Source organism: Enterococcus sp. DIV2384, assembly GCF_050534975.1.
In the GTDB taxonomy this organism is placed as follows: domain Bacteria; phylum Bacillota; class Bacilli; order Lactobacillales; family Enterococcaceae; genus Enterococcus; species Enterococcus faecalis.
The window spans coordinates 1,725,701-1,737,525 of the sequence record NZ_CP172905.1 but is presented as its reverse complement, the minus strand read 5'-3'; the positions used below and the strand labels follow the sequence as shown (position 1 = coordinate 1,737,525).

Sequence of the window (11,825 nt, the reverse complement as noted above, 5' to 3'; positions counted from 1 at the left end):
ATTGTCGTTTTTTTTCGTTTTCGATACACTAAATGAGTGAGAAGAATAGGAGTGGAAAATATGTTAGAAGTACAAAATTTAAAAAAAGTTTACGGAAACGAAATTAAATATGAAGCCTTAAAAGGGATTAATTTAACTGTCCAAGATGGTGAATTTATTGGTATTATGGGACCTTCTGGAAGTGGGAAAAGTACACTTTTAAATTTATTGGCAACAATCGATAGTCCAACAGACGGTGAAATACTTTTAAATGGAAAAAATCCAAACAATTTGAATCAAGAACAAATTGCTAAATTCCGTCGTACAGAATTAGGATTTGTTTTTCAAAGCTTTAATTTAATGCCAACATTAACTGTTGAAGAAAATATTATTTTGCCATTGACACTTGATGGAGAAAAAGTCTCTGTAATGAAACGACAATTAGCAGAATTAAGTGAGCGTTTAGGTATCAATCATCTGTTGAAAAAACGAATTGCAGAAATTTCTGGTGGACAAGCACAACGGGTCGCCGTTGCTCGGGCAATGATTCATCATCCACAATTATTATTGGCTGATGAACCAACAGGAAACTTAGATACGAAATCATCTAAGGATGTGATGGGCTTGTTACAACAATTAAATGAAGAAGAAGCGGCGACTATTTTAATGGTGACCCATGATCCGCTAGCCGCAAGTTATTGCAAGCGCATCGTCTTTATTAAAGATGGTGAATTAATTGATGAAATTGTCCAAAATGGCAATCAAAAAGAGTTCTACGATTTAATCATGGTGAAACTGGCTGAGATTGAAGGTGTCGATAATGAATTTTAATCAGTTTGTTATAAGAAACACGATTCGAAATAAGCATTTATACTTGGCTTATTTCCTAAGTACAATGTTTTCTGTGATGATCTTTTTTACGTTCACTGGTTTTGTCTTTCACCCAGCCTTAGCTAATGGTTTAAATCCTAAAGCACAAATGGGAATGACGGCTGCGGCAATTATAATCTATGGTTTCTCTTTCTTATTCGTTTTATACTCGATGGATGTCTTTATCCAATCTCGAAAAAAAGAGTTTGGAACCTTGATGATTCAAGGGATGAGTCCAAAACAGTTAAAGAAAATGATTTTTATTGAAAACTTAGTGATTGGTTTCTTTGCTACAATTTTTGGTAGCATTTTAGGTGTTGGATTTTCACAGTTTATTTTATGGATTAGCAATTTATTGATGCATCTAGGTTTAGGTTTTTATTTGCCAGTGATGCCGTTTATCATTACTGTCATTTCATTTGCGGTCTTGTTCTTAGTAATTTCTTTCTTTATTCAATTCCGCTTGCCAAAAGCGACACTTCAAGAGCTATTAAAAGCAGGAGAAATGGGTAAAGGTGAAATCAAAAGCTCTAAAGTTAAATCTTTCTTAGCCGTGTTACTTTTAATTGTCGGTTACGGAATTGCTTTAGTTGCTAAGGGACAGTTAGTTTTAATGGTGATGTTCCCAGTAATTTTCTTAGTTATTTTAGGGACAAAATTCTTATTTGACCAATTGAGTGTTTCTGTCATTGAACGTTTAAAACGGAAACCAAAAATCTTTTGGAAAAAAACCAATATGGTCGTTTTATCAGATTTAGCATTCCGCATGAAAGATAATGCACGTTCGTTCTTCTTGGTTTCGGTGATATCAACGGTTGCTTTTGCTGCCATTGGAACGTTATACGGCGTGAACGAGATGATTTTTAAAGGAATAAGTTCTGTACCGTACGAACTGACATTGTCTGATTCGACCAACCCAGAAAATCAAGAAATGAAACAATTTGCGACAAAAACATTCCAAGAAAAAAATATTCAGTTTGATCAGATTGATTACACAATGTACAAAACAAGTGCCGGTATCCAATTAATCAAAACATCTGAATATAATAAACTCGCAAAATTTATAGATGAACCAACTTTAACAGGTGAGAAAGTAGTTAATTTATCACAAAAAGATGCTCCTTCTGCTGCATCAGTAGATGTCAAATCTGTTCAATTGGGAAATGATCAAGTTTTAAACATTGATAAAACAGAAGAAACCAATGTATTACCGACTTTTGGCGGTGTGGTTGTTATCCCAGATAGTACCTCAACAGATGGAATCAAAGCGGAAACAGAAACAATTTGGCAGCCCAAAGCAGGAACCAATCGTGAAGAATTGATAAAAGCAGAAAATATTATTGGTGACAAGTATCCCATGTTAGTAGGAACAGCTGCAATGTCGGCAGCCATTACGCAATATTATACGCCAGTTCTATTTGTCGGACTATTTATCGGTATCGTGTTCTTTGTTTCGGCGGGTAGTTTCTTATACTTCCGTTTATACAGTGATATGAATACGGACGTTGAAAAATTCAAGATGATTTACAAACTTGGTTTGACGAAAAAAGAATTGAAGAAAATGATTTACCAACAAGTAGGTATTTTATTCTTTACCCCAATTGTTGTTTCATTTATTCATGGAGCTGTTGCTTTGAAAGCAATGTATGCTGTCTTAGATCAGCCAATGCAATTAGCTGGCTGGGAAGTTTTAGGCGTTTTCTTATTGATTCAGGTCGTTTACTATTTAATTGCCAGAACGTTCTACTTCAAAAAAGTTTATCACTTAGTGAAAGATTAATTATAAAAAATCGTTAAGCATGCACGCTTAACGATTTTTTTGAGACTCTTCGTGATATTGCATTCAAAGTGAGAATACGTTATAGTTATGAAGCGAATGTAATAGCAGAAATGAGGAAAAGAAATGCAGAAAGAATCCATTTATGGACTGACGAGAGAACAGCTTGTGGACTGGTTTTTAGCCCATGGCGAGAAGAAATTTCGCGCAACACAAGTGTGGGAATGGTTGTATACAAAACGTGTTGCTTCATTTAGTGAAATGTCGAACATTTCTAAATCGTTGATGACTTTATTAGAAGAAAATTTTTCATTAAATCCATTAAAACAAGTCATTGTGCAAGAAGCACAAGATGGTACCGTAAAATATTTATTTGAATTACCAGATAAAAATATGATTGAAACAGTCTTGATGCGTCAAGAATATGGATTATCTGTTTGTGTGACCACTCAAGTTGGCTGCAATATTGGGTGTACATTTTGTGCTAGTGGGCTATTAAAAAAACAAAGAGATTTAACTGCTGGCGAGATTGTTGCCCAAATTATGTGGGTGCAACATTATTTCGATGAACGTGGGTTGGATGAACGTGTTAGCCATGTCGTTGTGATGGGAATTGGTGAACCATTTGATAATTATGCCAATGTCATGAACTTTTTACGAACGATTAATGATGATAAAGGCTTGGCTATTGGTGCCCGCCATATTACAGTTTCAACAAGTGGTTTAGTGCCAAAAATTCGTGAATTTGCAGACAGTGGACTACAAGTAAACTTAGCAATCTCATTACATGCTCCTAACAACGAAGTCCGTACATCAATTATGCGGATTAATCGTAGTTTTCCAATTGAAAAATTAATGGCAGCAATTGATGAATACATTGAAAAAACCAACCGACGTGTTACATTTGAATATATTATGTTGAGTCAAGTGAACGACCGACCAGAACATGCTCAACAATTAGCAGATTTACTACGGAATAAGAAAAAACTTTCTTATGTTAATCTGATTCCGTATAACCCAGTGAGTGAACACGATCAATATAGCCGAAGCTCTAAAGAAGCGGTATTAAAATTTTATGATGTACTCAAAAAGAATGGCATCAATTGTGTTATTCGTAAAGAGCACGGAACAGATATTGATGCGGCTTGCGGACAATTACGCAGCAAACAAATGAAAAAAGAAAAAGTCAAAAACCAATAACGTAGTTAAAATCGGATCAGAAAGGTTTCTTTTTGATTCGATTTTTCGTTTATTTAATAAAAAATCGTCGGTTTTTCAGTTCTTGTTTATAAACAAAAGATGAATGCTCTAAAACTTTTATGACAAATTTTCTTTTTGTGGTTTTCAAACTTGAAATTCTAAAAGAAATAGCTATACTGAAAAGAGATCGTTACAGAATTTTTCATGAAAACAGCTATTATTTTCGTTATCTTTTCAAAAAAGTGGAAATTTTGTTACGCTTGTTTAGTTTAAATGAAATGAGGGAGTCTATGGAGAAAAAGCAATTAAAAAGAGAGATAACAACGTTTGGTGCGTTATCCACGGTAATGGGTACGGTGATTGGCGCTGGTGTTTTCTTTAAAGCTGCGAGTGTCGTTGGACACGCACAGTCAGCTAGTTTAGCTATTTTTGCTTGGGTGTTAGGTGGTGCCTTAACCATTTGTGCAGGATTAACCAGCGCCGAACTTGCTACAGCAATCCCTGAAACAGGTGGCGCAGTGAAGTATATTGAATATACATATGGTAAATTAGCTGGTTTTCTTTTAGGGTGGGCACAAAGTATCATTTATTATCCTGCCAACATTTCGGCGTTATCCATTATTTTTAGTACACAACTAATCAATTTGTTTCATTTATCGGCAAATTTATTGATCCCGATTGCCATTCTTGCGGGAACTAGTATCACCGTAATTAATTTATTAGGAACAAAAATTGCTTCTTTGGTCCAATCCACGACATTGGTAGTAAAACTGATTCCAATTGCCTTGATTTCTTTAGTGGGGTTATTTACTCCAGGACAAGTAGCCGTTTCGCTTTTTCCCATTGAAACAACAGCGAATACTGGCTTTTTAGTTGCTTTTAGTGGCGCCTTAGTTGCCACCATGTTTGCTTATGATGGCTGGCTAGGTGTGGGTAACGTGGCTGGTGAAATGAAGCGACCAGAAAGAGACTTGCCTAAAGCCATTATTTTTGGTTTGTTATTGATTACTTTAATTTATGCCTTAATTAATTTTGTGTTTCTAAAAACATTACCAATTGAGCAAATCGCTGGGAATTTGAATGCAGCTTCGGATGCTTCTGTGGCTATTTTTGGACCAATTGGCGGCAAAATCGTAACTATTGGGATTTTAATCTCTGTATATGGTGCGTTAAACGGCTACACAATGACAGGGATTCGGATTCCTTATGCCTTAGCCTTAGATAATCTGATGCCTTTTAGTCGTCAGTTTCAAAAGTTGTCTAAACGCTTTGTTGTTCCTTACGTTGCTGGAATTTTCCAGTTAGCTGTAGCCATTATCATGATGTTTTTCGGGACCTTCGATTTATTGACGGATATGTTAGTTTTTGTTATGTGGCTGTTTAATCTATTAATTTTCTTAGCTGTTTTTATTTTAAGAAAACGAGAACCTGAATTAAAACGACCGTATAAAGTTCCTGGCTATCCAATTATTCCAATTATCGCAAGTCTAGGTGGTATCTTCATCTTGGTTACAACGAGTATTACACAGCCTATTCTAGCATTGATTGGTATAGGGATTACGCTTTTAGGAATTCCAGTTTATTTAGTTAATAAACAAAAAACGAAGCCAAAAACGTAAACGATCCGATCTGATTCTGATAGTTTTTCTCAAAAATTTTGTGATTCAGAGAAATTTTTGAAAACTAAACGCAAGATTTTTTTAGTATAATATTAAGTGTCTAGGAGTTCCACTATTTTGGGGAAGATAGATGGACAGCGCAAACTTCAAAAAAAGAACCTTCATCTTATTGGTGAAGGTTCTTTTTTTTGCTGAAATCATAAAATAAATGCGTAGTTTATTAGTGAGAGGAGGAAATGAATGACTGAAAATGTAAAAAAATTAGCCCATCAATTAATTGAATGGGGCGTCCTTCATGGGGCGCAAGACGTTTATTTTTTACCCAATGATACCGAAATAGCTATCTCTTTTCGGACAGGGATGCAACGGACACCTTACACACAAGTTTCCGCAGAAATAGGCGAAAAGTTAATTTTCCACTTTAAATTTATCGGTGGTATGGATGTCGGAGAAAGACGAAAAGCACAATTAGGCGCGACAACTTATCTAATTGGCGAGACGAAGCAACGCTTGCGTTTATCATCTGTGGGAGATTTTCAGAATCGAGAGAGCTTGGTAATTCGTTTTTTGCACCGATTCGGTGAACAAGCTGAACATTTTTTCTTTCCCCACCAGCTAAATGAAATTGAAGCATCTTGTCAGAAACGAGGACTTTATTTATTCAGTGGGCCAGTTGGTTCCGGGAAAACAACAACCATGTATCGTGTGGCTAAACAAAGAAGTGGCGAACAACAAGTGATAGCAATTGAAGATCCTGTTGAAATTGAGGAAAAGCAGTTTTTACAGTTGCAAACAAATGAAAAAATTCAGTTAACTTATGAAGCCTTAATCAAAGTTTGCTTGCGCCATCATCCTGATATTTTGATTATTGGTGAAATTCGTGATGGCGAGACGGCTCAAGCAGTTATTCGAGCCGCCTTAACGGGTCATACTATTTTTGCGACAATTCACGCCCGTAACTTATTGGGAGTACAACGGCGTTTGATAGAATTAGGTGGCCCAGAGCATGAATTGGCTGAATGCTTGCAAGGTATCATTTATCAACAGATTTTGACAACCACGATCAATAAGGAACAAGTAGCGGGAATTCTTTATGATTATTTCTTCTTTAAGGAAGCCGTTATAAAGAGTAGTTGGCAAAAGAATCTAAGAAAGGCGTGGGCGTATGGGTTTATTACAGAAAAAACGTATTTTCAAGCCATCGAATAAATTAACGAAAAAACAACAGCAGCTTTTTCTGAAACTATTAGCGGATTTGCTTGCAAATGGTTTTAATATACAAGAAAGCTTTTCCTTCATGAAAAAATCAAACGCATTACCCCAGCACAGTATAACTTTTTTAGTTGAAGGCTTTTCCTCAGGCGTTGCCTTACAAGCTTTAGTCGAAGAATTAGGATTTTCAACAATGGTCTCGGCACAATTGTCGTTTGCTACTGCACACGGGGATTTGGTAGGGACACTACAAGCGATTTCCGAACATTTTTTTCAAACGGAAAAATATCGGCAACAGTTCTTTAAAATAATTAGTTATCCGCTGCTCCTGATTGTTTTTTTGATTCTCGTCATTGTTGGTATTCGGCAATTTTTATTGCCCCAATTAATGGAAAATGATGCCAATAGTTATTCTAAAAATATTGGGATTCTTCTGATTGTTTACAGTCCATACATTCTGGTTACCTTAGTTTTTGTCCTCTCATTTAGTTTCTTCATTTTAAACCGTTATTTGAAGCATCAGTCTGCTATTCAGCGGGCCTTCGTATATCTGAAACTGCCAATTATCCGTGGCCTTTATCGGGAATACGTCAGTGCTTTTTTTGCACTAGAATGGGGGAAGTTGCTTGCGCAAGGATTAGAAATGAAAGAGGTCATCGATTTGATGCGCCATACAACCAATTACCCCTTAATGAAAGAATTAGCTGGAGCAATTAGTGAAGGACTGCTAGTTGGTGAAACTTTACATAGACAATTAGCTGCTTATCCTTTTTTTACGAAAGCATTGGGTTTAATGATTCAACAAGGAGAAGTAAAAGGAAAATTAGGCAAGGAGTTGATGGTTTATAGTAATGTCTGTTTCCAAGGTTTTTTCAAAAAAATTGAACGAGTCATTACCCTTGTTCAACCATTTATTTTTATCATAATTGCTTGTTTAATTATCGGTGTCTATGGGGCAATGTTGCTGCCTATTTATGGCAATATGGAAGGAGTTTTATAATGAAAAAGAAACAAAAATACGCAGGATTTACATTATTAGAAATGTTGATTGTCTTATTGATTATTTCCGTATTGATTTTACTTTTTGTCCCTAACTTAGCGAAACATAAAGAAACAGTTGACAAAAAAGGCAATGAAGCAATCGTAAAAATTGTAGAATCACAAATCGAGCTCTATACACTAGAAAAAAATAAGACGCCTTCTTTAAATGAATTAGTCAACGAAGGCTACATTACTAAAGAGCAGTTAGATAAATATACAGCAGAAAAGCAATGAACAAGTCAGCAGGATTCACATTAATGGAAACACTTGCTAGTTTGACGATTGTTTGCTTTATGACTATGCTCCCAACACTCGCTATTCACCGCTGGCAAGAAACATTAAAAATTGAACAGTTTCTTGCTACGGTAGAAAAACAACTTCGTTTTGCGCAACAGCAAGCAATTGTTTTAGAGGAAACACAAGAAGTTTGGTTTTTTGAAGAACAACAAAGCTTTTCATTTCCTGATAAATTGAACCAATCAGCTCGAAGGACTTCGCTAGCTGTACCTGAAAAAATGACAGTGAGTGGCCCAAGCAAACTCAGTTTTCTTCATTCGTCAGGGAACAATGGCCGTTTAGTAAAATATATTATTACTTGGACTGAAAAGAAACAGCAACTTATTTTACAATTTCAGATGGGGAGTGGCAAATATACGAAGAAAATTAACTATTTATAGCGGTTTTATTTTATTAGAGAGTCTCGTTAGTTTTAGTATTGTATGTGTGGTAGCAGGGATATTCTCCCTGACTATTACACAATTAATTCAGCAAAATTATCAACGGGAGCAAGAATTAACGCGCACTCGTCTAGGATACGAAGCAATTTTATTTTTAGAGCAGACGAGTGATTTACGTTTCAAAGAGCGGATATATCAAGGAGAAACTTACCGATTTTCTTTGATGGAGAACGATGGAAGAAGGATACTAAAAGTCACAGATTCAAGAGGAGCGATTTTGATTGGTCAATAAAAAATATGCGGGTTTTACGATGTTAGAGTGTTTAGTAGCACTAGTCGTTTTAAGTTGTATGTGTCAATTGTTTCAGTTGATGATTCAACAAAGTTTTATCGGAAATCAATATTTGAAAAACAATGATTCGAAATCCTGGCATATTTTTTTAATTCAATTAGAAAAAGAATGTCAAAAGCTCGTTTTCCAAACAGGCTCTGCTCAAGAGATTTCTTTCCTCGACTCAGAAACAAACAAGACTATTTCAATTCAAATCAAAGAAGATAAAATTATTAAGCGAGTCAATGGTAAAGGCTATCAACCGCTGTTAATTGGTATCAAAAATGGCCAGTTTAAAAATGAAGGACAATCGTTTACTTTGGAAGTTACTTTTACTTCTGGAAAAACATTTGATAGTTTTTTTCCGATAAAGGGAGAATTTTAATGAGGCAAAAATATTCAGGAAACTTATTGTTCACGGCCATGGCCTTTGTTTATTTGATGAGTTTTCTCGCCCTTCAGTTACTAGAAGAACGTCAGTTAACACAAAAATTTACGCAAGCTACCCAGGAATACTATGCAGGGAAAAGTATCCTTCATTTATTTCTTGCAGATGTTAAACAAAATAGACGAAAGTTAAAAACAGAAGAAAGGCTCGTATACGCGCAAGTGACCCTCGATTATACATACAAAAATGAACAATTAAGAATAACTGTTTTATTAAACAAATCTGGTCGAAAATACCAATATCAAGAGAGAGTTTCTCATCAAAAAAAAGCGGAAACAATACTGGAATAGCGTTGTTTTTCTACAAATTATTAGATTTTAGAAGAAAGACAGTAAAGGCATTGATTATTCTTTCTTTTTTCGTTAAAATAAAACAGGTATGGAAGTTGTTACATTTTGAATAGAATAGAGGTGCTAATTTGTTCCCAGAAAAAATTGAAGAGGCTTTCGAGCCAATGGAACAAGCAATCCAGTTATTGCAACAGTCATTGGATACTTCTTTTTTAGATGCGTATATTGAAAATGGTGAAAATATTTTAGATGATTTTCAAGTACGAGTACTTGACGGAGTACCTAATCCAGAGACAGTGAAACAATTAGAAACGCTGTATCATACGATTAAAAAAATTGATTTAGCTCCTGAAGATGTGCGACGCTTGTCCCAATTACTTTTGTTAAAAGGAACGAGAAAAGAGCAGCTTCAAGCAAATCATCAATTGACGCCAGACGGTATTGGCTTTTTGTTTGTTTATTTAGTAGAACAATTAACAAATAAATCAGAGCCATTAAAAATTTTAGATCCTGCTTCAGGAATGGGAAATTTACTGTTAACGGTTCTGCTGAACCTTGAAACAGCTGGTTACAAAGTTTCTGGTTATGGTGTGGATATCGACGAAACACTTCTGGCAGTATCTTCTGTGAACAATGCTTGGTCACAAGCCAATATTCAGTTGTTCCATCAAGACGGATTGCAAGATTTGTTATTAGATCCAGTTGATTTAGCATTAAGTGATTTGCCGATTGGCTACTATCCAAATGATGAGCGAGCAAAGGGATTTGCTGCTGCTGCGGAGGAAGGCCATAGTTATGCGCATCATTTATTAATGGAACAAGCCATGAAATACGTGAAGCCAGCAGGGTTTGGCTTATTCTTAATCCCGACCAATATTTTAGAGACTGAGCAAAGTGAATTCTTTAAAAATTGGTTGACAAAAAATGTCTATTTACAAGGAATGATACAGTTACCTGATGAATTGTTTAAGTCAGAACAATCACGTAAAAGTATCTTGCTTGTTCAAAACAAGGGTGCAGATGCTGAGCAAGTGAAGGAAGTTTTGTTAGCAAAACTTGCCTCTTTGAAAGATATCAATAAAGTAACGGAGTTCTTTAAACAATTTGAAGCTTGGAAAGCTTCAAATTTAAAATAAAATAGTAACGAAGAGGAGAAAATTATGTCTAAAACAATTGCAATTAATGCAGGTAGTTCAAGTTTAAAATGGCAATTATACCAAATGCCAAATGAAGAAGTGATCGCTAAAGGAATCGTTGAACGTATTGGCTTAAAAGATTCTATCTTCACAATTAAATATGGTGAAGGACAAAAATATGAAGTGATTGTTGATATTGATAACCATGAAGTGGCAGTAAAAATGTTACTAGACCAATTAATCGACTTAAACATTTTAGGTTCTTATGATGAAATTACTGGTGTTGGTCACCGTGTAGTTGCTGGTGGAGAAGAATTTAAAGATTCTGTTGTTATTACAGACGAAGTATTAGAAAAAATTGAAGCTTTATCTGAATTAGCACCTTTACACAACCCAGCGAATGCAATGGGGATTAAAGCATTTAAACATATCTTACCAGAAATCATTAGCGTGGCAGTCTTTGATACGTCGTTCCACACAACAATGCCAGAACACAACTATTTATATAGTGTACCGCGTGAATACTATGAAAAATTTGCTGCACGTAAATATGGGGCACATGGAACAAGTCATCGTTATGTCTCTCAACGTGCTGCAGAAATGTTAGGTCGTCCAATTGAAGACTTAAAAATTATCACTTGTCACTTAGGAAATGGTGCTTCAATCACTGCAGTTGATGGTGGAAAATCAGTCGATACATCAATGGGCTTCACTCCTCTTGCTGGTGTTACAATGGGGACTCGTTCAGGGGATGTTGATGCGTCACTATTGCCTTATTTAATGACAAAACTTGGCTTGACTGATGTGCAAGACATGGTTGATATTTTAAACAAAAAATCTGGTTTATTAGGTTTAACAAATGGTTTATCAAGCGACATGCGCGATATTCAATCAAACCTAGATAAACCTGAAGTTCAAACAGCATACAACATTTTTATCGATCGTATTCGTAAATACATTGGTAGCTATGTCACTGTTATGAATGGCGTTGATGCGATTGTCTTTACTGCTGGAATCGGTGAAAATGCAGTTGGCGTTCGTAAAGATATTATTGATGGCATGACTTGGTTTGGTTGTGAAATCGATGATGACAAAAATAATGTACACGGTGAAGAAGCAGTTATCTCAACTGATGATTCAAAAATCAAGCTTCTATTAGTACCAACTGATGAAGAGTTAATGATTGCCCGTGACGTAGAACGTCTAAAATAATTAAACGAACACACCTTGTGAGACGCTCTCACA

Annotated in this window: 13 protein-coding genes; all 13 read left to right on the top strand. The window is 35.5% G+C overall.

Translation table 11 applies throughout. The features are described from left to right. Window positions 1–60: 60 nt before the first annotated feature. The 13 genes from IGK54_RS08475 (at window position 61) to IGK54_RS08415 (ending at window position 11,792) form a co-directional block, all read left to right on the top strand. The gene (locus IGK54_RS08475) at window positions 61–810 is read left to right on the top strand and encodes an ABC transporter ATP-binding protein (protein ID WP_002381711.1); all 750 of its coding nucleotides are present in this window, start codon (window positions 61–63) and stop codon (window positions 808–810) included. After that, window positions 800–2,629, top strand: coding sequence for an ABC transporter permease (locus IGK54_RS08470; RefSeq protein WP_002403891.1), 1,830 nt, complete (start codon window positions 800–802; stop codon window positions 2,627–2,629). Before IGK54_RS08475 ends, IGK54_RS08470 begins: the two co-directional genes overlap by 11 nt. Window positions 2,630–2,752: 123 nt before the next feature. Further along, entirely contained in the window at window positions 2,753–3,826 is a 1,074-nt protein-coding gene (gene rlmN / locus IGK54_RS08465; protein ID WP_002356987.1) for a 23S rRNA (adenine(2503)-C(2))-methyltransferase RlmN, read from the top strand. A gap of 290 nt (window positions 3,827–4,116) precedes the next feature. Further along, the gene (locus IGK54_RS08460) at window positions 4,117–5,445 is read left to right on the top strand and encodes an APC family permease (RefSeq protein ID WP_002396609.1); all 1,329 of its coding nucleotides are present in this window, start codon (window positions 4,117–4,119) and stop codon (window positions 5,443–5,445) included. 240 nt (window positions 5,446–5,685) lie between these two features. Continuing rightward, window positions 5,686–6,654, top strand: coding sequence for a competence type IV pilus ATPase ComGA (gene comGA / locus IGK54_RS08455; protein WP_002374519.1), 969 nt, complete (start codon window positions 5,686–5,688; stop codon window positions 6,652–6,654). After that, window positions 6,611–7,657: a competence type IV pilus assembly protein ComGB gene (comGB, locus tag IGK54_RS08450; protein WP_010824788.1), complete on the top strand. Its 1,047-nt coding sequence runs from the start codon at window positions 6,611–6,613 to the stop codon at window positions 7,655–7,657. Before comGA ends, comGB begins: the two co-directional genes overlap by 44 nt. Next, window positions 7,657–7,932, top strand: a complete 276-nt coding sequence (gene comGC / locus IGK54_RS08445) for a competence type IV pilus major pilin ComGC (RefSeq protein ID WP_002356991.1) — start codon at window positions 7,657–7,659, stop codon at window positions 7,930–7,932. The genes comGB and comGC overlap by 1 nt, the downstream gene beginning before the upstream one ends. Then, on the top strand, window positions 7,929–8,375 hold the full coding sequence (comGD, locus tag IGK54_RS08440) for a competence type IV pilus minor pilin ComGD (protein ID WP_430602892.1): 447 nt from the start codon (window positions 7,929–7,931) through the stop codon (window positions 8,373–8,375). The genes comGC and comGD overlap by 4 nt, the downstream gene beginning before the upstream one ends. Then, complete coding sequence (locus IGK54_RS08435; protein ID WP_010824787.1) at window positions 8,341–8,667, top strand: type II secretion system protein; 327 nt, start codon at window positions 8,341–8,343, stop codon at window positions 8,665–8,667. Before comGD ends, IGK54_RS08435 begins: the two co-directional genes overlap by 35 nt. Further along, the gene (comGF, locus tag IGK54_RS08430; RefSeq protein WP_002357060.1) at window positions 8,657–9,091 is read left to right on the top strand and encodes a competence type IV pilus minor pilin ComGF; all 435 of its coding nucleotides are present in this window, start codon (window positions 8,657–8,659) and stop codon (window positions 9,089–9,091) included. The genes IGK54_RS08435 and comGF overlap by 11 nt, the downstream gene beginning before the upstream one ends. Next, complete coding sequence (gene comGG / locus IGK54_RS08425) at window positions 9,091–9,444, top strand: competence type IV pilus minor pilin ComGG (protein WP_002360027.1); 354 nt, start codon at window positions 9,091–9,093, stop codon at window positions 9,442–9,444. Before comGF ends, comGG begins: the two co-directional genes overlap by 1 nt. Before the next feature lie 128 nt (window positions 9,445–9,572). After that, window positions 9,573–10,580, top strand: a complete 1,008-nt coding sequence (locus IGK54_RS08420) for a class I SAM-dependent methyltransferase (RefSeq protein ID WP_002357063.1) — start codon at window positions 9,573–9,575, stop codon at window positions 10,578–10,580. Window positions 10,581–10,604: 24 nt separating this feature from the next. Next, window positions 10,605–11,792 (top strand): acetate/propionate family kinase, encoded by a 1,188-nt coding sequence (locus IGK54_RS08415; protein WP_002357064.1) that lies wholly within the window; start codon window positions 10,605–10,607, stop codon window positions 11,790–11,792. The last annotated feature ends 33 nt before the right edge of the window (window positions 11,793–11,825 follow it).